16 protein-coding genes are annotated in these 23939 nt (G+C 64.2%); 7 read left to right on the forward strand and 9 right to left on the reverse strand.

Annotated features, from left to right (window positions below):
• Positions 1 to 15: 15 nt before the first annotated feature.
• Entirely contained in the window at positions 16 to 1290 is a 1275-nt protein-coding gene (locus tag AC1DE1_RS10370) for an alpha/beta hydrolase family protein (protein WP_477177372.1), read from the reverse strand.
• A gap of 71 nt (positions 1291 to 1361) precedes the next feature.
• Positions 1362 to 3017 carry a serine hydrolase gene (locus AC1DE1_RS10375; RefSeq protein ID WP_477177371.1) on the reverse strand — a complete coding sequence of 552 codons (1656 nt, stop codon included), beginning with the start codon at positions 3015 to 3017 and terminating at the stop codon, positions 1362 to 1364.
• A 138-nt stretch (positions 3018 to 3155) separates the two neighbouring features.
• On the opposite strand from AC1DE1_RS10375, the gene AC1DE1_RS10380 reads away from it, so the two are divergent.
• Positions 3156 to 3959 carry a phosphatase PAP2 family protein gene (locus AC1DE1_RS10380; RefSeq protein ID WP_477179072.1) on the forward strand — a complete coding sequence of 268 codons (804 nt, stop codon included), beginning with the start codon at positions 3156 to 3158 and terminating at the stop codon, positions 3957 to 3959.
• A 415-nt stretch (positions 3960 to 4374) separates the two neighbouring features.
• Here the strand turns inward: AC1DE1_RS10380 and AC1DE1_RS10385 are convergent, their stop codons facing one another.
• The 5 genes from AC1DE1_RS10385 to AC1DE1_RS10405 form a co-directional block, all read right to left on the reverse strand.
• Entirely contained in the window at positions 4375 to 4983 is a 609-nt protein-coding gene (locus AC1DE1_RS10385; protein ID WP_477179073.1) for an Ivy family c-type lysozyme inhibitor, read from the reverse strand.
• Between the two features lie 11 nt (positions 4984 to 4994).
• Positions 4995 to 7262, reverse strand: coding sequence for a thiamine pyrophosphate-dependent enzyme (locus AC1DE1_RS10390; RefSeq protein WP_477179074.1), 2268 nt, complete (start codon positions 7260 to 7262; stop codon positions 4995 to 4997).
• A gap of 203 nt (positions 7263 to 7465) precedes the next feature.
• Positions 7466 to 7960, reverse strand: coding sequence for a nucleotidyltransferase family protein (locus AC1DE1_RS10395; protein ID WP_477177367.1), 495 nt, complete (start codon positions 7958 to 7960; stop codon positions 7466 to 7468).
• The gene (locus AC1DE1_RS10400; protein WP_477177366.1) at positions 7957 to 8496 is read right to left on the reverse strand and encodes a GNAT family N-acetyltransferase; all 540 of its coding nucleotides are present in this window, start codon (positions 8494 to 8496) and stop codon (positions 7957 to 7959) included. Before AC1DE1_RS10400 ends, AC1DE1_RS10395 begins: the two co-directional genes overlap by 4 nt.
• Before the next feature lie 91 nt (positions 8497 to 8587).
• On the reverse strand, positions 8588 to 9757 hold the full coding sequence (locus AC1DE1_RS10405) for an acyl-CoA dehydrogenase family protein (protein ID WP_441603677.1): 1170 nt from the start codon (positions 9755 to 9757) through the stop codon (positions 8588 to 8590).
• A gap of 254 nt (positions 9758 to 10011) precedes the next feature.
• Here AC1DE1_RS10405 and AC1DE1_RS10410 point away from each other — a divergent pair, with 254 nt between their 5' ends.
• The 6 genes from AC1DE1_RS10410 to AC1DE1_RS10435 all read left to right on the forward strand — a co-directional run bounded on the left by AC1DE1_RS10410 (position 10012) and on the right by AC1DE1_RS10435 (position 21792).
• Complete coding sequence (locus AC1DE1_RS10410) at positions 10012 to 10887, forward strand: DMT family transporter (protein WP_441611392.1); 876 nt, start codon at positions 10012 to 10014, stop codon at positions 10885 to 10887.
• Between the two features lie 374 nt (positions 10888 to 11261).
• The gene (locus tag AC1DE1_RS10415; protein WP_441603675.1) at positions 11262 to 12425 is read left to right on the forward strand and encodes an efflux RND transporter periplasmic adaptor subunit; all 1164 of its coding nucleotides are present in this window, start codon (positions 11262 to 11264) and stop codon (positions 12423 to 12425) included.
• 19 nt (positions 12426 to 12444) lie between these two features.
• Entirely contained in the window at positions 12445 to 15555 is a 3111-nt protein-coding gene (locus AC1DE1_RS10420; RefSeq protein WP_477177365.1) for an efflux RND transporter permease subunit, read from the forward strand.
• Positions 15552 to 18845 (forward strand): efflux RND transporter permease subunit, encoded by a 3294-nt coding sequence (locus tag AC1DE1_RS10425; RefSeq protein WP_477179075.1) that lies wholly within the window; start codon positions 15552 to 15554, stop codon positions 18843 to 18845. Before AC1DE1_RS10420 ends, AC1DE1_RS10425 begins: the two co-directional genes overlap by 4 nt.
• Positions 18842 to 20305, forward strand: a complete 1464-nt coding sequence (locus tag AC1DE1_RS10430; RefSeq protein ID WP_477177363.1) for an efflux transporter outer membrane subunit — start codon at positions 18842 to 18844, stop codon at positions 20303 to 20305. The genes AC1DE1_RS10425 and AC1DE1_RS10430 overlap by 4 nt, the downstream gene beginning before the upstream one ends.
• A gap of 608 nt (positions 20306 to 20913) precedes the next feature.
• The gene (locus AC1DE1_RS10435) at positions 20914 to 21792 is read left to right on the forward strand and encodes an aldo/keto reductase (protein WP_477177362.1); all 879 of its coding nucleotides are present in this window, start codon (positions 20914 to 20916) and stop codon (positions 21790 to 21792) included.
• A gap of 148 nt (positions 21793 to 21940) precedes the next feature.
• Here the strand turns inward: AC1DE1_RS10435 and AC1DE1_RS10440 are convergent, their stop codons facing one another.
• Positions 21941 to 22870 carry a 5'-nucleotidase gene (locus tag AC1DE1_RS10440; protein ID WP_441603670.1) on the reverse strand — a complete coding sequence of 310 codons (930 nt, stop codon included), beginning with the start codon at positions 22868 to 22870 and terminating at the stop codon, positions 21941 to 21943.
• Positions 22871 to 22992: 122 nt separating this feature from the next.
• Positions 22993 to 23754, reverse strand: coding sequence for an NAD kinase (locus tag AC1DE1_RS10445; protein WP_441603669.1), 762 nt, complete (start codon positions 23752 to 23754; stop codon positions 22993 to 22995).
• Positions 23755 to 23939: the final 185 nt, after the last annotated feature.

Raw genomic sequence — 23939 nt, forward strand, 5'->3', positions numbered from 1 at the left:
CACGCCGAAGGAGCGTCAGGGGATGCGTTCACCGGTGCCATACGGCGGCGCGTCCTGCTGCCTGATCCAGTCCGCGAGCAGGCGAAAATAGCCCTCGGTGATGCGCGTGACGCGGCGGCTGCCATCCGGGTTCTGCACGAATTCGTACATGCCGTGATCGGTGTGCGGGAACACATAGAGGTCGATCGGCTTGCCTGCGTGTTTCAGCGCGACCAGGCGTTCGCGCGTCACGCTGCCCGGCGCTTCGCGATCGTCACCGGCCAGCACCCATAGCTGCGGGATGTTCAGCGCGCGGATGGCGGCTGTCGCGTCGTAGTTCCAGAGGATATTGAGATTGTCGTGGCGGGGCGCCCCAGTGCGGCGCAGATCAGCTTCCTGTTCGGCCAGCAACTCGCCGGTGAACTCACCTTCGATGGTGTGCAGCCAGGGTTCGTTGGCGAACTTGCGCTTCACCGCGGCCAGCTGGTCGTAGCCGGCGGTGAAGTGCGAGGCCATCACCGCGTCGGTGGCGTCGGTCACTTCGCGTGCCTTGGCGATCGCCGCCGTGTCATAGCCTTTCTCCTGCATCTCCAGCGCGACTTGCTGCTGGTCTTCCTCCAGCGGTGTCATGACCAGGCCGAAGCCCACGGCCACATAATCCGCATGCGCCAAGGCCGCCGCGCGCGGCGCCACCCAGCCGCCCTGGCTGCCGCCGAAGAAACCGGCACGCGAATAGCGGCCCGCCGCCAGCTTGCGCGCCTGGTCGAGTGCGGCGGCGGCATCATCGGCGAGCAATTCGAAATTCTGCGTGTAGTCACCGGCGGATGCACCGGTGCCGCGTTTGTCGTACGCAAACACGGCCAGGCCTTCGGCAGCGAACACCAAGGGGTAATAGCCGCCGATGCCAGGCGTCTTTTCCGAACCATGCACAAATACCACCAGTGGCGGCTTGCCGTTGGACTGCGCCGGTTCGATCAACACGCCCGCCAGTTCGGTGCCGTGGCTGGTGAAGTGCGTCGGCGTTTCGCGCAGCGCCACTTTTGGCTGCGCGAGGTAGCGTCCGTCGGACTGACGCACGCTCACCACGCCTTGTTCGCAGCGTACCGGTGCGTCTGCGCCGTTGACGTCGCCGCGATGGCCATCCACAAACGTATAGCGTTCCGGTGCACTCGCACCGCTGGCCGTGGGATTGGAGATTACGACGAGCGGCTTGCCCGCCTCGCCATACACACCGTAGTCGCACGTGGCCGGAGCGGCGAACGCGATACCGGCAACCGAAACACACAGCAAGCCTACAACGAACCGTTTCATGCAACCGGCACTCCACCGTGGGGACGCCGCCACTATAGGCAGCGTCCCGCACGCATCGCCCCTGCTATTGGTCAGGGCGCGCCGGAGGTCTTGGCCGCCTTGGCGGGCGTCAGGCGCAGATCCTGGAAGTCGAAACTGAAATCGGTGAGTGGCGACACCGGTTCCATGCGCACGTCGCGAAGCTTGCCGTCGGCATCCAGCGCGTAGCTCACGAAGGCATCGGCGTTGAGCGCGCGATCATCCCAGCGCACGATGAAGGTGTCGTGCTGCCAGGGCGTCATGGTGCCCACCAGTTGCGCGGTCTTGGAGAAACGCATGCGCAGCTTGCCGCCCTGCTGGCTGACCTCGATGTCGCCGTACCACGGATCGTGGAAAGTGCCGGCATAGCTGGACAGCGGCAAGGTGGGCTTGCCGCTCTTGGCGCGCGCCGCCTCGTGCTTGCTCCAGCTGTCGTCGGCATTGCCTTCGGACTTCTTCACCGCAGCGGCATACGCGGCACTCCAATCCTTCTTGTCCTTGCCCAGGTAAGCATCGAGCACGCGATATGTCACTGCGTTGAAAGCCGCGCCCGACTCCTGGTTGGTGAGCACCACCACGCCCAGGTGAAGTTCCGGCACCAGCGTCACGCGCGACACCATGCCCGGCCAGCCACCCGTGTGCCACACCAGGCGTTGACCCTGGTAATCGGAGAGGAACCAGCCTTCGCCATAGCCGGAGAAATTCGGGCGCATCGATTTGAGTTCCGGCACCGGCGGCTCGGAAATCTTCATCGGCGTGAGCATCGACCACATCTGCTTCTGGCTGTCTTCGGAGAACAGCGCCTTGCCGTCCGGCAGCTTGCCGCCGGCCAATTGCACGTTCATCCACTTGGCCATGTCGTGCACGCTGGCGTAAATGCCGCCCGCGCCGGAGTTGTTCGACCAGGCCATCGGCGGCACCGGTTTGAGTTCGGTGAAGTTGAACTTGGCGTGGCCCATGGCCACGTCCATCCCGGGTTTGAGCTGGGTCATGTCGACCAGCGACTCATCCATACCCACCGGCGCGAAGATGCGCTTGCTGATGAAGTCGGCATAGCTCTGGCCCGACACCTGCTCGATCACCAGGGTGGCCACGGCAAACAAAATATTGTCGTAGGCATAGGCGCTGCGGAAGCTGGTGGCCAGCGGCACATTGCGCAGGCGCTGCACCACTTCCTTGGTCGAGTACGAAGTGGGCGGCCAATACAGCAGATCGCCTGCGCCCAGGCCCAAACCGCTGCGGTGTGCCAGCAGATCGCGGATGCGCATCTCGCGCGTCACGTACGGATCGGACATCTGGAACCACGGCAGATGATCGATCACGCGATCGTCCATGCTGAGCTTGCCCTGCTCGGCCAGCATCTGCAGCGCTGCAGCGGTGAACGCCTTGGTGTTGGAGGCGATGGCAAAGCGCGTGCGCGCATCGACCGGCTCGGGCTTGCCCACTTCGCGCAAACCGTAGCCCTGCTCCAGCACGATCTGGCCGTCCTTGACGATGGCGACCGCGATGCCCGGCACGTCGAACTGCTTGCGTACGCCGTCCACGTAGGCAGTGAAATCCTGCAACTGGGCCGGCAAGGCCGGCTGTGCGCTGCTGGAGACGACGGCAGTCGGCACGCTCGCCGAGGTGGTCTGCGCACAGGCCGGCGCGGCCAGCACCAAAAGTGCGATACAGCCCGCCAGTCGCGGGGAAAGGGTACGCAAGAACATTCGGCCACTCCGCCAGGGCAAAGGGCAACACTATCGCGGCAAAGGCCTTGCTGATCCAGCACTGAAAGTCATGCTGGCGACCATCTCGACGCGGACGCTCGTGCCCCGGATCATGGGACGTTGCATCGAGGACTGCGCATGAATGACTGGATTGAATGGATCGCCACGCACGCCCTGCCGCTGTGGGCGGTGTTGCTGGTAGCGGCCTTGCTGGCCGGCGATCTGGCATGGCAATGGAATCGCCATCACGTGGTAAAGACCTTGGCCGCCGGCCGTGAGCCCGTGGCATTGCGCGGCTTCACGGCGTTCCTGCTGCTGGTGACGATGTGCCTGCTGTTTGCGGCCATCGCCATCGCGCTCAAGGAGGAAGCCACGCGCTGGCTGCCGGCCTTCGACGAGACGCTGGCCGAAGATCTGCGCAGCGCCGTGCAGCCCGGCGCGCTGCGACTGGTGGCGGCCGTGTCCCATCTGGGCGACCTCGGCACGGTGGCGGCCATCACAGTGGTGGTCCTTGGCGTGTTGTTGTTCAAGCGGCAGCTGCGGCTTGCCGCTTGCTGGACGCTCGCCATGGCCGGCGTGGTGCCGATCAACAGCGGCCTGAAGGCGTGGTTCGAGCGACCGCGCCCGCTGCACAACCATGGCTACCTGGTGGAACACGGCTGGAGTTTTCCCAGCGGCCACGCGTTTGGCGCGATGGTGTTCTACGGCATGCTCGCCTATGTGCTGCTGCGCCTGCTGCCGCATCGCTTGCATCGCTGGGTGGTGGCCGGCGCGGTAGCGATGATCAGCGTGATCGGCCTCAGTCGCATCGTGCTGCAAGTGCATTACTTCAGCGATGTGATGGCCGGGTATGTCAGCGGAATGGCGTGGTTGGTGGTGTGTATTGGGGGTGCGGAGTGGTGGAGGTTGCGGGGCGCGCGGAACCCGCCATCGTCGTTGTAGGAGCGAACCCTGTGCGCGAGAGCACCACAGTTCCGCCCTTGTGGGAGCGCACCCTGTGCGCGACTGCCTCAGTTCTACCTAAGACATCGACCTCATCGCGATAACCAGTCGCGCACAGGGTGCGCTCCCACAGGGAAACGGTCAGCGATGTGATGGCTGGGTATGTCAGTGGGATGGCGTGGTTGGTGGTGTGTATTCGGGGGGGCGGAGTGGTGGAGGTTGCGGGGCGCGCGGAACCCGCGATCGTCGTTGTAGGAGCGCAGCCTGTGCGCGAGAGCACCTCAGTTTCGCCCTTGTGGGAGCGCACCCTGTGCGCGACTGCCTCAGTTCTACCCAAGACTTCGACCTCATCGCGATAACCAGTCGCGCACAGGGTGCGCTCCCACACAGGGGAAACGGAACGCGAGGGCTGCCCTCAATTCGGCGAATAAAGCTTCCGCCGCAGCAACTCTTTCGACGCCTCATCCGGCGACCCCAGCCACAGCAAATCGTCATTGGCCGGATCATTGCTGTCCGCATCGTTCAACGCATTGGCCTTGCGACGCGCAAACAACCCGGACATCGCGTGCGTGTTCTCGTCGTAGAGAATCAAAATGCGTTCGGCCGGGCAGTCATGCGGCTTGCAGGCGGTAGCGAGCAGTTGCGTGTGGCCATGGACGATGACCTGCTGCGCCGGTGTCGCGACGCCGCCCTGGCTGGTCCAGGCAGGCAATTGGTCGCCGCCGTACAGCGCGGCGAATGCCGTGGAGAAATCCGGGCGCTGCATCAGGTCGTAAAGATAGGTCAGGCCGCTGGGGCTGCTTGCGCTGGTGGCGAGCGCGGGCACTGAGGTGGAAGCCGGCGCCGGGGCCTGCCGTGCGGCGCCAGCAGTCGCCTTGTCCTCCGCTTGCTGCGAACAAGCGGTGCAGGCAAGCGCGAAACCCAGCAACACTAAGCAACGGTAATCCATGAAAGCCTCCTCGCGTGACCGTGCATTCGTGCCCGTCGCGATGGAGACGACGTGGCGCCGGCTGCCCGGCGCCACCCTGCCGCCGGTCAGCCCAGCTTGCGGGCCGCGGCGACTACATCCGCATCGCCCGGCAAAACCAGCAAGGCTGCACCGGCTAGTGGCGTGTAGGTGTCGGCACCGACAACGCGCTCCAGCGGCGTGCCGCCGCAGCCCCCCTCGGCGATGGCGGTGATGATGCCCTCGCCCACGCCAGCACTCTTGCGGCCTTCGTCCAGCACGATGATCCTTTTGGCGGACTTTGCCTGCGCCGCGATGAAGGCGTCGTTGAGAGGCGCCAGCCAGCGCAGGTCCACCACGCGCACCTTCCAGCCCAGCTCCGCTTCGATCGTGCGGGCGGCGCGCAAGGCCATCGTCACGCCATTGCCAAAGGTGAACACCACCAGGTCGTTGGCGTCCTGGCCGTAGACGCGGCCTTCGCCCAGCGTCATGGCCTCGCCCGGCGCGGGATAGCCGAATTGCCACTGGCCATCGCCCGCCTCGTACAAATCCTTGGTCATATACAGCGCGATCGGCTCGAGGAACGCACACACGCGGCCGTCGACCTTGGCCAGCGCAGTCATCGTGCGCAGCATCGTTGCCGCGTCGTCGCCGCGGCTCGGGCAGCCGACCACCAGGCCGGGAATATCGCGCAGCGCGGCGATCGAGTTGTCGTTGTGGAAGTGCCCGCCAAAGCCCTTCTGGTAACCCAGGCTGGCCACGCGCATCACCATCGCATTGCGGAACTGGTCGTTGGAGAAGAACTGCAGCGAGGCCGCCTCGCCGCGGATCTGGTCGCATGCGTTGTGGAAATAGGCCAGATACTGGATTTCCGGCAGCGGCAGCATGCCCATGTTGGCATAGCCCTGCGCGAGACCGAGGATGATGGTCTCGTCCAGCAGCGTGTTGAACACGCGGCTGCCCTTGAAGGTTTTGTTCAAGCCCTTGGTGACGGTGTAGACGCCGCCCTTCTGCGCCACGTCTTCGCCGAACAGCAGCGACTCGGGATACTTGGCCATGATGTCGTGCAGCGCCTGGCCGATCTGGATGGCCAGATGACGCGGCGGCAGATTCTCCGGCAGCTTCTCTTCGCTGCCGAACGCGGCGAGGCGGCGGTCCTGATAGTCGATGCGCTCAGCTTCGGCCTTCACGGCGGCCGGCGTATACGGCGCGAGCGGCTTCATCACCTGCTCCAGCGTGCTCAGGCGCGGGCGACGATCGGCATCTTCGGCCGCCTCGAAGCAGCGCTTGCGCGTGGCTTCGTACAGCGCGAGCAGCGATTCCTTGGTGTACAGACCCGACGAGAGCGCGATTTCCGCCGAGCGCAGCAGCGGATCGGAGGCTTCGACGGCAAACAACTCTTCCACGCTGCGCCACTCGATTTCGAAATCGGTGCCGGCATGGCCCATCACGCGCGTGGTGCGCAGATGCAGGAAGGTCGGACGGCGCGTGGTGCGGCAGTGTTCCACCGCCTCCTGCACCTGGGCATAGCCTTCGGCCAGGTCCAGGCCGTCGGCGTAGAAGTAGTCGAGATCGGCCCGATGACGGAAGTTGTTCGCCACCCAGCCATTGGGCGTCTTCACCGAGATGCCGATGCCGTTGTCTTCGCACACATAGAGGACGGGCGCCGGCAGCTTCTGGTAGGCCGTCCATGCCGCGGCGTTGAACGCGGTCTGCGCGGTGGCGTGGTTGGACGAGGCATCGCCGAAGGAGCAGATCGCGATGCTGTCTTCCGGAATCGGCAGCTTGTGGCCGATGCGGCGCGCCTGCTCGATGGCCACGGCCGTACCCAGCGCCTTGGGCAGGTGCGAAGCGATGGTGGACGTCTGCGGCAACACCCACAACGGCTTGCTGCCCCACACTTTGTGGCGGCCACCAGAAGCGGGATCTTCCATGCTGGCGGCGAACGACAGCGCTGAATCCATCACCGGATCCATGCCCGGCAGCTTGCGGAAGCGCTCGGCCATGAAGCCGCCGGAACGGTAATGCAGGAAGGCCGGATCGGTATGCCGCGTGAGGCGCGCCACCATCGCATTGCCTTCGTGACCGCTGGAGCCGATGGTGTAGAACACCTTGTTCTGCACGCGCAGCACGCGCGCCATCAAATCGAGATGTCGACTGATCAGCTGCGATTCGAGCAGCTCGCGAAAGCCCTGGCCGTTGAGCGCGCTACCCGGCAACACCGGCGAGTGGCCGCCCAGCGGCGCATGCACATCGCCCTGCCAGAGCTGCACGAACTCGATGAAATTCTGGTCGACGATCTCGGCGCGGTTGAAGCCTTTATGGCGGGCCGTGAGGGTGTAGGGGATGGCGGTCATGGTGGCTTGAGGTCTCGTCAACGAGTGGCCGTTTGGACGGCTGAAATTTGGTGTGTCAATTCGAAGCGAAGCAGCGCGAGCTGGCTGCGCCTTTGCTCCCTCTCCCCGCAGGGGAGAGGGCTGGGGCGAGGGGCCACGGTCGCGGCATGGCCTGTTCGAAGCAGGCTTCGTAGCAGCGTCATCGCGAGCACCCGCCCCTCACCTCAGTCCTCTCCCCGGCGCGGAGAGGAGGCTAGAGCGCGGAGCGCTTTCGCACGTTGTGCGTCCTTCTCACGTCCGAAGCTTTCAAGTATGCGAATCTGATCGTCGAGCGAAGGCACCGGCACCGCGAGACCATTGAGGCCCACCAGGGTCAACCGTCCGGCCTCCACCGGCTTCCAGCCATCGCCCTGATTGAGCTCCAGCCCGCCCATCACCTCGACGGGCAGCCCAGGAAACCGAAAGCGTGCGAAATGCGAACGGAAACGTTCGGCGCCTGCCGGTTCGTAGACCGATTCACGTCGCTCAGCCCACAGCGTCATCAAAGTATCCGCATCAGCGCGCGACACCAGCAGATCCACATCGGCCACGCCGACATCCGCGCCGGCAAGCAAGGCCGCAGCACTGCCGATCACGCACCACGGCTCCACGCAATGCACGTGCAGCTCCGGCACGATCTCGGCCAGGGTGGCGTACAGCGCGGGCGTGACGTGGCTCATGCGCGTCGACGCCATTCGTCGCGAGTCTGCCCCCAGATCTCGACCGGGGCATCCTGGAAGGGCTCGGGCAAACGGCCGGGGCCACGCAAACGCGAGCCGAGCCTTGCCGCCAGCGCCTGCGACGGCGCATTGGCTGGATCGATGTTGTGGATCACGTCATCCCAGCCGAGATGGTCGAAGGCGAAATCCATGCAGGCCACCGCGCCTTCCATCGCCAATCCCTTGCCCCATGCATGCCGCGCCAGCCCCCAGCCGACTTCGCGACCCGGCCAGCCCTCAGGGAACCACGGACCCATGCGACCGATCCAGCGCCCCGTGTCCTTCTCAATCACCGAGAACATGCCAAAACCCTGGATGGCCCACGAACCGACCATGGTGAGGAAGCCGCGCCAGGCGACGGCGCGCGGTTGCTGGCCGCCGATGAAGCGGGCCGACTCGGGGTCGGCCATGTTGGCCGCCCAGCGATCAAAGTCCTCGGCCTGCGGCGGGCGCAGGACGAGGCGTTCGGTTTCGATGCGAATGGTTTGCCAGCTCATAGGAATCTCGGCGACAACGTCCGTTCTCCCTCACCGTCATTCCGGCGCAGGCCGGAATGACGACTAGGAGGGGCGCACGCAAGCGCGTTCCTCAGAACGCATTAATCCCCGTCAACTCACGGCCCACCACCAGCTGATGCACCGTCTCGGTGCCCTCATAGGTGATCACCGATTCCAGGTTCAACGCATGGCGAATGGCCACGTGTTCGGTGGTGATGCCCGCGCCGCCGAGGATGTCGCGGCATTCGCGCGCAATATCGATGGCCATGCGGCAGTTGTTCCACTTGGCCATCGACACCTGGGTCGGCTGCATGTTGCCGGCGTCCTTGAGGCGGCCGAGCTGCAGCGACAGCAGCTGCGCCATGGTGATGCGACGGGCCATTTCGGCCAGCTTGATCTGGATCGCCTGGTTGGAGGCCAGCGGGCGACCGAACAAAATGCGGTCCTGGGTGTAGTTGAGCACTTCCTGCAGGCAGGCCTGGGCCGCGCCGATCGGGCCCCAGGTGATGCCGTAGCGCGCCTGCGTGAGGCAGCCCAGCGGACCTTTCAGGCCCTTCACGTTCGGCAGTCGGTTGGCTTCGGGCACGCGCACGTTGTCGAAGAACAGGCCGGACGTCACCGACGCGCGCAGGCTCATCTTCTTGTGCACTTCCTGCGCGGCGAAACCCTTGCTGTCGGTCGGCACGATGAAGCCCTGGATGCCGTCCTCGGTCTGCGCCCACACGATGGCGATGTGCGCGACATTGCCGTTGGTGATCCACATCTTGGCGCCATTGATGACCCAGTCGCCGCCGTCTTTCCTGGCGTTGGTCTTCATGTTGGCCGGGTCCGAGCCGCCGTGCGGTTCGGTCAGGCCGAAGCAGCCGATGATTTCGCCCGCCGCCATCTTCGGCAGGTAGTGCATTTTCTGCTCTTCGGTGCCGTAGGCGTAGATCGGGTACATGCACAGCGAGCTCTGCACCGAGGCGAAGCTGCGCAGGCCCGAATCGCCGCGCTCAAGCTCCTGGCAGATCAGGCCGTAGCTGACGCCGTTCATGCCGGCGCAGCCGTATTTCTCCGGCAGCGTGGCGCCGAGCAGGCCCAGGCTGGCGATTTCCGGCACCAGTTCCTTGGGGAAACGGGCCTGGTCAAAGCAGTCCCCGATGATCGGCAAGACGCGCTCGTCGACGAAACGGCCGACGGTGTCCTGCACCATGCGCTCCTCATCGGAAAGCAGGGAGCGGACGTCATAGAGATCGAGGGGATTCAGGCGAGCGGGCATGCTTGAAGTTCCGTGACGTAGGGGACAATCCCCCATTCTAGCCCGGCCCACGGGATGAATCATGGCGGGGTGCAGCAGGCCCGGGGTAGGCGTGCGTGACGGGCTGTGGGACCATGCGTATTCCCGCGTCCCAGTCCTGGCTGGGACGCACGCGCCGTCTAGCCCAACGTCGAGCCCGGATCACCGCGGTACCGCCTGCGGCCGGCCTGGTCGGGGCATGACGGCCGACATTCCGCTCCCCCGCCGGATCGTCCATGTTGAAAGGTGTGTTACTCGGCTTTGCCTGCTACGCCGCCTATGCGATCAGCGATGCGTTCGTCAAATCGCTGCACGGCACGTTGCCGGCCTATGAAGCGGTGTTCTTCGGCGCGGTGCTGATGCTCAGCGCCCTGCCCTTCATCCGTAACCCCGGCGATCGCTATCTCGACGTGTTCACCGCACGCAAGCCGCACCTGTGGTGGATCCGCGCGATCACCGGCGCCATCTGCAATATCTCCGCCGTGATCGCCTTCACCGCCTTGCCGATGGCCGAAGCGTTTGCGCTGATTTTCTTGTTGCCGATCTTCGTGACGCTGCTGTCGGTGATTTTCTTGAAGGAACACGTGGGCTGGCGACGCTGGTCGGCGGTGATCGTAGGCTTCCTCGGCGTGCTGGTGGTGCTGCGGCCGGGTTTTCGCGAGCTCGGCGTGGGGCACCTGGCGGCGATGACCTGTGGTCTTTCCGGTGCGGTATCGGTGGTCGCATTGCGCATGGCCGGTCCGCATGAAAAACGCATCAGCCTTTACGGCGCCGGCGTGATGGGTCCGCTGGTGAGCGGCGGCGTGTTGATGCTGCCAAGTTTCATCTGGCCGGATCTGCATCAGTGGTGGTTGCTGGCCGGTTACGGTCTGCTCGCCGGGCTTGCCGGCGTGTTGCTGATGCTCGCCACCCATCACGCGCCCGCCAATCGCATCGCACCCACCCAATACAGCCAGATGCTGTGGGCGATTTTCTTCGGCTACTGGCTGTTCGGCGATCACCTGGATTGGTTCATGCTGATCGGCATCGCGCTCATTCTTGGTTCGGGACTCTTCACGCTGGTGCGCGAGGAAAAGGTCACGAACTGGTGGAAGCGCACGCGCATGGTCTGATCGACCTTAGATGAATATTTCTTAATCAAGCAGCTAAGGACCTGCGTCTTGCCGCGAGGCATCACTCGTCCGTGACAACGCTTGTGCCATCACTTTTTCCATTGCATGTCAGCCCCGCGCCCACGCGCTTTGCGGGCAAAGTCATGGCCGCGCGCGCCCCTGCCCGGGTCAACCACATGGACCACGGATCGTTAGAAGTCAGTCAACACGACGTCACGGCGCAACATCGTCGCCGCATCGTGCTCGCGAACAACGATACGAATGGTTGGTCTTGTGAATTGCATACTTGAGTTGCTGGGAGATGGTCGATGAGTGCCGACACTGCCCAAACGTCCGGGCACCCTCGTAGGAAGCGTGGCGTACTGATCGCGGCCGTGATCATCGTGATCCTGCTCGTGCTGATCGTGGTCCATATCCTCTCCGGGCAAAAAACCAAAACCGGACAGCCACCCCAAGTGGTGAGTGCCGCCACCGCCACGCTTGGCGATATGCCCGAAGTGCTCACCGCGCTGGGCACGGTCACGCCGGTGGCAACGGTCAACGTGCTGCCGCAACTGAGCGGCTACCTGACGGGCGTGGGCTACCAGGAAGGCCAGGACGTCGAGAAAGGCCAGTTCCTCGCGCAGATCGACCAGCGCCAGTACGAGATCAACAAGCAGCAAGCGCAAGCGCAGCTGGCCAAGGATCAGGCGACGCTCGATCAGGCACGCGCTGACCTGGTCCGCTTCACCCAGTTGCATGAGCAGAAGTCGATCGCCGAACAGACCTATGCCGACCAGAAGTTCACGGTGGCGCAGAACGAAGCGGCCGTGAAGGCGGACAAGGCCGCCATCGCGCAGGACGATCTGGACATCGCCTATTGCCATATCACTGCGCCGGTAGCCGGCCGTGTGGGTTTGCGCCTGGTTGATCCGGGCAACTACGTGACGCAGTCCACCTCGCCCGGCATCGTCACCATCACGCAGATGAAGCCGACCACGGTGCAATTCACCGTGCCGCAGAATTCGCTGGGCAAAGTACTGCAACGCGTGAACGGCGGCGCCAAGCTGCCGGTCACCGCCTATAGCAGCGACAACAGCAAGCAGGTCGCCACCGGCACGCTGTACGCACTGAGCAACCAGATGGCCACCAGCACCGGTACGGTCACGCTGCGCGCCACCTTCGCCAATGACGACGAAGCGTTGTTCCCCAACGAATTCGTCAACGTGCAGATGCTGGTCGACACACTGCAGAAGGCGGTGCTGGTGCCCACCTCGGCGGTGCAGAGCGGCGCGCCCGGCGACTATGTGTATCTGGTCAATGCGGACCAGACGGTATCCGTGCACAAGGTGACGCCCGGCCCCAGCGACGGCAAATCCACCGCCATCCTTGCCGGCCTCACCGCCGGCCAGCAGGTGGTGACCGACGGCATGGACCGCCTCAGCGACGGCGCGAAGATCCGCATCGCGCAACCGCATCCGGCCGGCGCCAGCAGCGCAGGCGCGCCTGCCGCCACGCACACTGGCAAGCGCGCGCACGCCGCCAGCGCGTCGTCGTGAGTCGCGGGCGCAAGAACCGATGAATATTTCCCGCCTGTTTATCATCAGGCCGGTAGCCACCTCGCTGCTGATGATCGCCCTCGTGATGGTGGGCCTCGTGGCGATGAAGTTCCTGCCGGTGTCGTCCCTGCCCAACGTCGACTATCCGACGATCCAGGTGCAGACGTTTTATCCAGGCGCCAGCCCATCGGTGATGGCCACCACGGTAACGGCGCCGCTGGAAGTGCAGCTGGGTGAAATTCCCGGCCTGCAGCAGATGACCTCCAACAGCTCGGCGGGTGCGTCGATCATCACGCTGCAGTTCGACCTGTCGCTCAATCTCGACGTGGCCGAACAGAATGTGCAGGAGGCTATCAACGCGGCGAACAGCTTGCTGCCCTCCGGCCTGCCGGCACCGCCGACCTATGCCAAGGTGAATCCGGCCGATCGCCCGATTCTCACCTTGGCCGTCACCTCCAACTCCATGTCGCTACCGCAATTGCAGGACGTGGCGAACAACCGCCTGGGCGCGAAGATTTCGCAGGTGCCCGGGGTGGGCCTGGTGACGCCGGCGGGCGGCAACGTGCCGGCCATCCGCATCGAGGCCGATCCCAAGAAGCTGGCTGGCTACGGCCTCAATATCGATGACCTGCGCTCGCTGATCGCCAACGTCAACGTGAGCCAGCCCAAGGGCAACTTCGACGGCCCCGATCTCGACTACACGATCAACGGCAACGATCAGATCCAGAATCCGCAGGATTATCTGGACACCGTCATTTCGTACCAGAACTCGTCGCCGGTTTATCTGCGCGATTTGGCCCGCGTCACGCAAGCCGCGCAGAACACCGAGCAAGGCGCGTGGTTCAACAAGACGCAGGCGATCGTGCTCAACGTGCAACGCCAGCCCGGCGCCAACGTGATCGCCACCGTCAACCAGATCATGAAGCAGCTGCCGCAGCTGGAGTCCACCCTGCCCGCTGGCATGAAGGTGGAAGTGGTTACGGACAGCACCGGCGTGATCCGCTCCTCGGTCAATGACGCCGCGTTCGAACTGATCCTCGCGGTGATCCTGGTCGTGCTGGTGATCTTCGTGTTCCTGCGCAACCTGCCGGCCACCATCATTCCCAGCATCTCGGTGCCAGTCTCGCTGGTCGGCACGCTGGCGCTGATGTACGAGCTCAACTATTCCATCGACAACCTGTCGCTGATGGCCTTGATCATCGCCACGGGCTTTGTGGTGGACGACTCGATCGTGATGATCGAGAACATCGTGCGCTACCTGGAGGAAGGCAAGACGCCGCTGGAAGCCGCGCTCGAAGGCGCCGGCCAGATCGGCTTCACCATCCTCTCGCTGACGGTGTCGTTGATTGCCGTGCTGATCCCGCTGCTGTTCATGGGCGGCGTGATCGGCCGCTTGTTCAGCGAGTTCGCGGTGACGCTGGCGGTGACCATCGTGCTGTCGGCGGTGGTGTCGCTGACCCTGGTGCCGATGCTGTGCGCGCGCATTCTCAAGGCGCAGGCCGATCGCCATCCCAGCCGCTTCGAACGCATCAGCGAAGGCTTGTTCGACAAGACGCTGGCGGCGTACAAGCGCGGCCTGCACTTCGTGATGGCGCATCAGATGGCGACGCTGCTGACGTTCTTCGCCACGCTCGCGCTCACGATCGTGCTTTACATCGTCATCCCCAAGGGCCTGTTCCCGGTGCAGGACGTGGGTGTGCTGCAAGGCATCAGCGTCGCGGACAACTCCGTTTCCTATGGAGTGATGGTGGATCGCCAGAAACAGCTGGCCGATGCCATCCTCAAGGACGAGGACGTAGCCAGCCTCACCTCGTACGTGGGCATCGACGGCACCAATACCACGCTCAACAACGGCCGCTTCCTGATCAACCTCAAGCCGCGCGACGACCGCTCGTCCACCGCTGCGGAAATTTCGCGTCGCATCCAGCAGGAAGTGACCAACATCCCGGGCATCAAGCTGTACATGCAGCCCGAGCAGGACCTCACGCTCGACACCACCATCTCGCCAAACCAGTACCAGTTCGTACTGCGCGGGCCCAACCAGCAGGCCTTCCAGCAATACGTACCTGAGCTGATCACGCGACTGAAGAACATCAAGTCGATCACCGACGTCACCAGCGATCTCAACAACGATGGTCTGGCCGTCAATGTCGAAGTGAACCGCCAGCTGGCGGCGCGCTACGGCATCACTGCCGCCACCATCGACAACGCGCTTTACGATGCGTTGGGCCAACGCATTGTTTCCACCATCTTCGAACAGGCCAGCCAGTACCGCGTGATCCTGGTGGCCAAGCCGGAAAGCATTCCTACGGTGGAATCGCTGGGTGATCTGTATCTGCCCAGCCAGACGGCGAGCAGCGGCCATGTGCCGCTCAAGGGCATCGCCACCATCAAGATCACCAAGTCGCCACTGGTGATCAGCCATCTATCCCAGTTCCCGGCCGTCACCGTGTCGTTCAACCTGGCCAAGGACGCCTCGCTGAGCAAGGCTGTGAAGGAAGTGAACGCGGCCGAGGCAGCGGTGCATCTGCCGACGTCGATCACGTCCACCTTTCAGGGCGCGGCGCAGGCGTTCCAGGATTCGCTGTCCAGCGAGGTCTACCTGCTCATCGCCGCCCTGATCGCCGTCTATATCGTGCTGGGCGTGCTGTACGAGAGCTTCATCCATCCGGTGACGATTCTCTCCACCCTGCCCTCGGCCGGCATCGGCGCGCTGGTCGCGTTGATGATTGCCGGCAGCGATCTGGATGTGATTGGCATCATCGGCATCGTGTTGCTGATCGGCATCGTGAAGAAGAACGCGATCATGATCGTGGACTTTGCCCTCGAAGCCGAACGCGAACACGGCAAGCCCGCGGAGGAAGCGATCTTCGAGGCGTCCCTGCTGCGCTTCCGTCCCATCCTGATGACCACGCTGGCGGCGATGCTGGGCGCCTTGCCGATGCTGCTGGGTTCGGGCACGGGTTCGGAGCTGCGTCGTCCGCTGGGCCTGGCCATCATTGGCGGCCTGCTGCTAAGCCAGTTGCTGACGCTGTTCACCACGCCGGTGATCTACCTCTACTTCGACCGGCTGGCCCAGCGTTTCCGCCGCCAGCGCCTGCCTGAAGAGGCGGCTGGGGAAGGCGCGTGAACATCCCTGGCGTCTTCATCAAGCGGCCGGTGGCGACCACGCTGCTGGCCGTGGCGATCCTGCTGTCGGGCATGCTCGCGTATTTCCACCTGCCGGTGGCGCCGCTGCCGAACATCACCTTCCCCGTGGTGGTGGTGCAGGCGAGCATGGCGGGCGCCAGTCCCAGCATCATGGCTGCGACCGTGGCCGAGCCACTGGAGCGTCGACTGGGCACGATTGCCGACGTTTCCGAGCTGACCTCCACCAGCACCGTCGGCTCGGCGCAGATCGTCATCCAGTTCGGCCTCAACCGTGATATCAACGGCGCGGCGCGCGACGTGCAGGCGGCGATCCAGGCGGCTCGCGCCGACCTGCCGACGACGCTGCGCAACAACCCGACCTACCGCGAGTTCAATCCGGCCGACTCGCCGATCATGGTGCTCGCGCTCACGTCAAAAACGCTGACCCGCGCGCAGCTGTACGACTCGGCCGATTCGGTGATCCAGCAGCAGCTCTCGCAGGTCGACGGCGTGGGCCAGATCACCCTGGGCGGCAGTGCGCTGCCCTCAGTGCGTGTGGAACTGGAACCGGACCAGCTCAATAGTTACGGCATCGGGCTGGAGGATGTTCGCGCCGCAATCAGCGCGGCGAACGCAGACAGCGTGAAAGGTCATATCGACCAGAACGGCCAACGCTTCGAAGTGCTGTCCAACGACCAGATCAACAAAGCCGCGCCGTATCGCGATCTGATCGTCGCTTATCGCAATGGCTCGCCGGTGCAGTTGCGCGACGTGGCGCAGGTGCTCGATTCGGCGGAAAACCTGCGCAACGCCGGCCTCTACAACGGCCAGGACGCCGTGCTGGTGATCGTGTACCCGTTGCCGGGCAGCAATATCGTCAAGACGGTGGCGCAGATTCGCAAGGCGCTGCCGTCGATCGAAGCCACCTTGCCGCACAACGTGCATGTGGGCGTGGCGGTGGATCGCTCGCAGTCGGTCAACGCGGCAGTCAACGACACCGAGCGCACGCTGTTCATGGCCGTGCTGCTGGTGATCGGCGTGGTCTATATCTTCCTGCAATCGCCGCGCGCCGTGCTGGTGCCGGCGGTGGCCTTGCCGCTGTCCATCGTCGGCACCTTCGGACCGATGTACCTGCTGGGTTACAGCATCGACAACCTCTCGCTGATGGCCTTGACCATCGGCACCGGCTTCGTGGTGGACGATGCGGTGGTGGTGCTGGAAAACATCGTGCGCCATGTCGAAGCGGGCATGGACGTACGCGAGGCCGCGATGGTCGGCAGCGCGGAGGTGAGCTTCACCGTGATTTCGATGAGCCTTTCGCTGATCGCGGTGTTCCTGCCGATCCTGCTGATGCCGGGCATCGTGGGCCTGCTGTTCCACGAGTTCGCCGTGACGCTGTCCATCGCCATCCTGTTTTCGCTGGTGATCTCGCTCACGGTGACGCCGGCGATGGCGGCCTTCGTCATCAGCCGCAAGTCCCTGCATTCCAAGGCGCGCTGGGCGGTGTGGTACGAACGGCAATTCGAGCGCTTCCGGCAGGCGTATGCGCGCTCGCTCGCGGTGGTGCTCGATCATGCGTTCGCGGTGATGCTCACCCTGATCGGCCTGATCGTGCTCAACGTGGTGCTGATCCGGCTAGTGCCCTCGACCTTCTTCCCCGAGCAGGACAACGGCATCCTCAACGGGCAGATCATTGCCGACCAGAGCATCTCCTTCCAGGCGATGCAGAAAAAGCTCGCGCAATTGCAGGCCATCGTGCAAAAGGATCCGGCGGTCGCCTCTGTGGCCGGCTTCACCGGCGGTCGTGCGCTCAACACGGCCAATGTGTTCATCGAATTGAAGCCGCTGGCCGAGCGCAAGATTTCCGCCGCGCAGGTGGTGGATCGCCTGCGTCCCAAACTCAACGCGGTATCGGGCGCCAAGCTGTTCCTGCAGGCGGCGCAGGATCTGCGCATCGGCGGCCGGCAATCGGCCTCCGAATATCAGTACACGCTGACCAGCGACGATCCGGAGGCCTTGTTCACCTGGGTGCCGCGCCTGGTGACGGCGCTGGGCAAGTACCACGACCGCATCACCGACGTGAATTCGGACCTGCAGCAGAACGGCTTGCAGCTGTATGTGAACATCGACCGCGCCACCTCGGCGCGCTACGGCTTCGCGCCCAACCAGATCGACAGCGTGCTCTATGACGCCTTCGGCCAGCGCACCGTCTCGACCATCTACAACGAACTGAACCAGTACTTCGTGGTGATGGAAGTGGCGCCCAAGTACTGGCAATACCCGCAGACCATCAATCGCATCCGCTTCAGCACAGCCGCTGGCAATGCATCGGGTACGCAGCAGACGCAGATGTCCAAATCCATCGTGAGCGGCGTCGCCGCCAGCACCACGAGCACGACGACATCCAGCACCAACTCGCGCAACAGCGACGCCGAGGCCAACCAGCTCACCAATGCCATCGCCAACGCCAAGGGCGGAAGCTCCAGCGGCAGTGCGGACAGCACCTCGGCGGAAACCCTGGTGCCCTTCCCCGCGCTGGCGTCATATGTGAGCAACCACACGGCCACCCAGGTGAATCACCAGGGCGGCCTGGTCGCCGGCACCATCTCGTTCAACCTGCCGCCGGGCGGCTCGCTCAGCGACGGCCTGGCCGCCATCAATGAAGCGGCGCAGGAGTTGGGCATGCCCGCTTCCATCCATGGCGCGACCGCCGGTGCGGCGCAGGTGTACGCGCAGTCCATGGGCACCATGCCGTTGCTGATACTCGCGGCACTCGCGGCGGTCTATATCGTGCTGGGCATCCTGTACGAGAACACCGTGCATCCCATCACCATTCTTTCCACCCTGCCCTCGGCGGGCATCGGCGCGACGCTGGCCTTGCTGATCTTCGGCACGCCGTTCTCGGTGATCGCGATGATCGGCATCATCCTGCTGATCGGCATCGTGAAGAAGAACGCAATCATGATGATCGACGTGGCCATCCACCTGCAGCGCGACGAGGGTCTGGAGCCGCGCAAGGCGATCCACGACGCCGCCGTGGTGCGACTGCGCCCCATCATGATGACTACGGCGGCAGCCGTGCTAGGCGCCGTACCGCTGGCGATCGGCATCGGCCAGGGCGCGTCGCTGCGCCAGCCGCTGGGCATCACGGTGATGGGCGGCCTGATATTCAGCCAGGTGTTCACCTTGTACACCACGCCAGTGATCTACTTATACCTCGACCGCCTGCGCGCACGCCTGGCGCGTTGGTCCGAGAGCCTGCCGTGGAACCGATCGGACGCAAAAGCATGAACAAGATCTTTTCCCGCCATCTACTGGCCGTTTCGCTGGCGACGCTGCTCGGCGGCTGCATGGTGGGTCCCGACTACCACCGCCCGCAGGTCAACGTACCGACCCAGTACAAAGAGATGCCCGGCTGGACCTCTGCCACGCCCGCCGACGACGTACCCAAGGGCGATTGGTGGAAGGCCTTCAACGACCCGCTGCTCGACGAGCTGGAACCGCAAGTGGCGGTATCCAACCAGACGGTGGCGCAGAGCTACGCCAACTATCAGGCCGCCGTCGCCGAAGTGCAGGTGGCACGCAGTGCGCTGTTCCCCACCATCGGCATCAGCGGCTCGGGCAGCAAGCAGCGCTCGGCCGCCGGTAACGCCGGCAGCGGCGTCGAACACCTGACTCCAGTGAGCACCTCCGGTTCGCTGGAGGGCAATGTGAGCTGGGCGCCGGATCTATGGGGCAAGGTTCGCCGCACGGTCGAGGAAAACAAGGCCACCGCACAGGCGAGCCAGGCGACTCTCGCCAACGCCACCTTGTCCGAACAAATCGCACTTGCCACGGCGGTGATCAACTTGCGCGTCTCCGACGCCAACATCGACCTGTTGCAGCAGACCGTCGACGCGGACAAGGAATACCTGCGCGTCGTCGCCAACCAGGATAAGGCCGGCACCATCGCGCCCTCGGATGTCATCACGGCGCGCACGCAGCTGGAGAACGCGCAATCCAAACTGATCGCGCTGGGCGTGGCGCGTGCGCAAGACGTGCATGCCATCGCCGTGCTGGTGGGCAAGAACCCCGAGGAGCTCGACGTTCCCCACAACGCCACCCTCCCCACCCTGCCCCAGGTCCCCGCCGGCGTACCTTCCACGCTGCTGCAGCGCCGCCCTGATATCGCGATAGCCGAGCGTCAGATGGCTGCGCAGAATGCCGCCATTGGTGTCGCGATCGCCGCCTACTATCCGTCGCTGTCACTCTCTGCAGCGGATGGTTTCTCGCAGTCCCCGCTCGCCGGCCTGCTGCATGTGGCCAATCATGTGTGGTCGCTGGGCGCCGACGCGAGCGAAACGATCTTCGACGCTGGCGCACGCCACGGCGAAGTCGCCGCCGCCCGCGCCAACTACGAAGCCGCTGTCGCCAATTATCGCGGCACGGTGCTGGGTGCCTTCCAGAACGTGGAAGACGATCTCTCCGGCATCAACATCCTCGCCCAACAAGCGCAGGTGCTCGACGCTGCGGTCAAAGATGCCACTCGTGGATCGCAGATCGCCTTCAACGAATACCAGGCCGGCACGGTGGATTACACGACGGCCGCGTTGGCGCAGACGACCGAGTTGAGCACCAAGCAGGATGCCTTGAGCGTGCAGCAGCAGAGGCTGCTGGATGCCGTGTCATTGATGGGCGATGTCGGTGGCGGTTGGTCGGCGGATGAATTGGCGCATGCGCCGGTAGCGGCGACAGCGTCTGCGGCGCAATAGAGACCAGCCGTTGTAGGAGCGCACCCTGTGCGCGACCGCCACGCCCGAGCGTATCGCTCCGTAGGTTTGTCGCGCACAGGGTGCGCTCCCACAATAAAAGCTGACCAAAACCCTTATCCACACCCATGACCTGCGTCCCCTTGTAGGAGCGCACTTGTGCGCGACCGCAGCGCTGGGGTGTACCTCTCCGTCGGATGGTCGCGCACAAGTGCGCTCCTACAAGGTCACCGCAACTCTAAGCGCACGGCTCTGGCTCTAGGCCTTTGGCTCTTAGGGTCCCCGTATGACGCGGCGGGCGGGTGGAGGAAAGCCCGCAGGGTGGCCGCATGGATGCGGCCAGTTTTTCGACCGCGCACCTGGAGGGCGCAGCCCGGAAGGCGCGCCATCCGGGGGGCCCTTCTCTTTGGTTACTTTCTCTTGGGCAAGCAAGAGAAAGTGACCCGGCCTCCGGCAGGAGGACGGAAGCCCGCGGCAGGCAAGCTCATGAAAGCGAAACAACCAGCCCAGTAACGCTGCGCGCACACTGCAAACAAACCAAAAGATCTGAAGCTGGCGACAATCCCCCTAACCTTGTCACACTGCTCCCTCAACCACCCCAACCATTACCCATGCCAACCCCCAACCTCCCCCTCTCCCCCATCATCGCCGGCCTCTGGCGCATCACCAGCTGGCAACTCACCGTGCAAGAGCGCGTGCGCTGGATCGAACAAGCGCTGGAGCTGGGCATCACCTCGTTCGACCACGCCGACATCTACGGCGACTATCAGGCCGAAACGCAATTCGGAGAGGCGCTCAAAGCAGCGCCGTCACTGCGCGCACGCATGCAGCTGATCACCAAGTGCGGCATCCGCCTTCGCTCCGCGCAACTCCCGTACCGCATCAACTACTACGACAGCTCCGCCCACTACGTGCGCCAGCAGGTCGAACAATCACTGCGAAAGCTGCACACCGAACAACTGGACCTGGTGCTGATCCATCGCCCCGACTATCTGATGGATGCCGCGGCGCTGGCACAGACGTTCGACACGCTCACGCGCGAAGGCAAGGTGGCGCACTGGGGCGTCTCCAACCACACGACCAGCCAGTTCGCCCTGCTGCATCAGCATCACCCGTTGCTCACCAACCAGATCGAACTGTCGCCCTTGCAGATGGATGCCCTGGACGACGGCACGCTCGATCAGGCGCAGCAGCTGGGCCTGCGGCCGATGATCTGGTCGCCGCTAGGTGGCGGGAGGTTGTTTACCGGCGAGGACGAACAAGCCGTGCGCGTTCGTGCCGAGATGTCGGCGATCGCGGATCGCTGTGGCATCACGCTCACCACGCTGGCCTTCGCCTGGTCGCTGCGTCATCCGTCGCGTCCGCACGTCATCACCGGTACCGGTCGTATCGATGGTCTGCGCGAGGCGGTGGCGGCGCTGGATGTGAAGCTGGATGCTGAAGATTGGTATGCGATTTGGACCGCCAGCAAGGGGCATTCGGTACCCTGACGGCCGCCAAAACTGTGGGAGCGCACCCTGTGCGCGACTGCGACACCGCAACCTACATGATGGGCCGCTCAATTGAGCGGCGACTATGCCCGGTGAGGGGCCTGTCGCGCACAGGGTGCGCTCCCACAAGGTGTCGTCAGGTTGGCGCTTAGCGGTTGCTCACGCCATGCGGCACATGCCCCGTCGCCACATGCTTGCGCGCGGACTCCACGTTCGCCGGTGAATCATCGAAGAAGATATCGGCGCCAAACGCATCGAGGAACGGCCCCTTGTCGCGACCGCCGAGAAACAGCGCTTCATCGATACGCACGCCCCAACGGCGCAGGGTCAGGATCACCCGCTTATGCGCCGGTGCAGATCTCGCAGTGACCAGCGCAGTGCGAATGGGTGAATCCTCGGCCGGAAACGCTGCCTGAAGGCGGTGAACGGCAGTAAGGAAACCGCGGAACGGCCCAACCGAGAGCGGCTCGTTGGCAAGCTTGTGCTCACTGCGATGGAACGCTTCCAGCCCTTCCTCACGCGATACCCGCTCGCCTTCATCGCCGAAGATCACCGCATCACCGTCGAAGGCGATACGCAATTGCTCGGTGGCACGCGGCGGCGCGGTCGACGGCAGGATGGTGGCGGCGGCCACGCCAGCGGCGAGCGCGCGACCCACGTCTTCCGCGTTGGCGGAAAGGAACAGATCGGCCTTGAACGGGGCGATGTAATCGGAGGTAGGCGCACCGCTGGTGAATGCGGCGCGGCTGATCTCCAGCCCGTAATGCTGGATCGCATTGAATATACGCAGGCCGGTGTCGCCGGAGTTGCGCGACAACAGGATCACCTCGACCGGCGGCACATCGCCCGCCAGCTTGTTCAAGCCCAGCAGTTTCTGCACCAGCGGAAACGCCACGCCGGGCTGCAGCAGTTCGTTTTCGTGTTCGATCTGGAACGCGCGATAAGCATCCAGCCCCTGGTGCTCGAACAGCTCGTGGCTGTCGCCCAGGTCAAACAAGGCACGCGAGGAAATGGCGACCACGAGACGATTGTCGCTGGCGGCCTTGGGATCGTGGGCGTCGGGTGTGGGGCGGGTCATGAGGGAAATCTATCACGCGGTCACGTGATGGGATGGGGGATGGGTCGCGGAGGCGCTAAAACCCGTGGGTTACGCACGGACACAAACGCGCGCCAACCACCCACTCCGCGATCCCAAGAACCTCAATCCGGCGCGAACTGCTCATCCAGAATGCGCTGTTCCAGATTGTGCTCCGGATCGAACAACAAGCGCACACCCTGCCCCGCCGACTGGCGGATCTCCACCTCGCGAATGTCGCGCACCTCGTGATAATCGGCGGTGGCGCTGACCGGACGCTTGCCGGGATCGAGCACGCGCATGGTGACCAGGGTGCGATGCGGCAGGATCGCGCCGCGCCAGCGACGCGGGCGGAACGGGCTGATCGGGGTGAGCGCGAGCACGTTGGCATCCAGCGGCAGGATCGGCCCGTGTGCGGAGAGGTTGTAGGCCGTGGAACCGGCAGGCGTCGACACCAGGACGCCGTCGCAGACCAGGTTGGGCAGCTTCACGGTGTCGTTGAGCTTCACTTCCAGATGCGCCGCCTGGTTGCTTTGGCGCAGCAGGGACACTTCGTTGAACGCCAGCGCGTGATGCACATCGCCGTTGATGTCGACCGTGCGCATTTCCAAGGGATAGAGCACCGCGGCATGCGCGCGTGAAATGCGCTCTTCAAGCTCGTCGATGCGGTGCTTGTTCATCAGGAAACCGACGCGCCCCAGTTTCATGCCATATACCGGGGCCGGCAGCGCGCGATACGCGTGCAGCGTGCGCAGCATGAAACCGTCGCCGCCCAACGCCACGATCACATCCGACTGCTCCGGCACCGCATCGCCATAGCGGTCGATGAGTTTGCGCCGGGCCTGCTGGGCGACATTGGTTTCGCTGGCGACAAAGGCGAAGCGCATAGGGTCGGGCAACGGTCAGGGCGAGGACGCCAGTTGAGCGTAGATGGACGAAGGGCGCAAGACCGTCGCCGGCGTTGCGCCCTGCTTGCCAGTTCCCTTAACACGTCGCCCCCTCACCGTCATTCCGGCGCAGGCCGGAATCCAGTAACGAAATATGGGGTTGTCGCGACAGCCGACACGCTCTT

This window comes from Dyella sp. 05T440 (assembly GCF_056395965.1).

What these genes read in the sequence shown, in the direction of transcription:
- AC1DE1_RS10370 (WP_477177372.1), bottom strand. Translation starts at nt 1,290, where the DNA reads ATGAAACGGTTCGTTGTAGGCTTGCTGTGTGTTTCGGTTGCCGGTATC.
- AC1DE1_RS10375 (WP_477177371.1), bottom strand. Translation starts at nt 3,017, where the DNA reads ATGTTCTTGCGTACCCTTTCCCCGCGACTGGCGGGCTGTATCGCACTT.
- AC1DE1_RS10380 (WP_477179072.1), top strand. Translation starts at nt 3,156, where the DNA reads ATGAATGACTGGATTGAATGGATCGCCACGCACGCCCTGCCGCTGTGG.
- AC1DE1_RS10390 (WP_477179074.1), bottom strand. Translation starts at nt 7,262, where the DNA reads ATGACCGCCATCCCCTACACCCTCACGGCCCGCCATAAAGGCTTCAAC.
- AC1DE1_RS10395 (WP_477177367.1), bottom strand. Translation starts at nt 7,960, where the DNA reads ATGAGCCACGTCACGCCCGCGCTGTACGCCACCCTGGCCGAGATCGTG.
- AC1DE1_RS10400 (WP_477177366.1), bottom strand. Translation starts at nt 8,496, where the DNA reads ATGAGCTGGCAAACCATTCGCATCGAAACCGAACGCCTCGTCCTGCGC.
- AC1DE1_RS10405 (WP_441603677.1), bottom strand. Translation starts at nt 9,757, where the DNA reads ATGCCCGCTCGCCTGAATCCCCTCGATCTCTATGACGTCCGCTCCCTG.
- AC1DE1_RS10410 (WP_441611392.1), top strand. Translation starts at nt 10,012, where the DNA reads ATGTTGAAAGGTGTGTTACTCGGCTTTGCCTGCTACGCCGCCTATGCG.
- AC1DE1_RS10420 (WP_477177365.1), top strand. Translation starts at nt 12,445, where the DNA reads ATGAATATTTCCCGCCTGTTTATCATCAGGCCGGTAGCCACCTCGCTG.
- AC1DE1_RS10430 (WP_477177363.1), top strand. Translation starts at nt 18,842, where the DNA reads ATGAACAAGATCTTTTCCCGCCATCTACTGGCCGTTTCGCTGGCGACG.
- AC1DE1_RS10435 (WP_477177362.1), top strand. Translation starts at nt 20,914, where the DNA reads ATGCCAACCCCCAACCTCCCCCTCTCCCCCATCATCGCCGGCCTCTGG.
- AC1DE1_RS10440 (WP_441603670.1), bottom strand. Translation starts at nt 22,870, where the DNA reads ATGACCCGCCCCACACCCGACGCCCACGATCCCAAGGCCGCCAGCGAC.
- AC1DE1_RS10445 (WP_441603669.1), bottom strand. Translation starts at nt 23,754, where the DNA reads ATGCGCTTCGCCTTTGTCGCCAGCGAAACCAATGTCGCCCAGCAGGCC.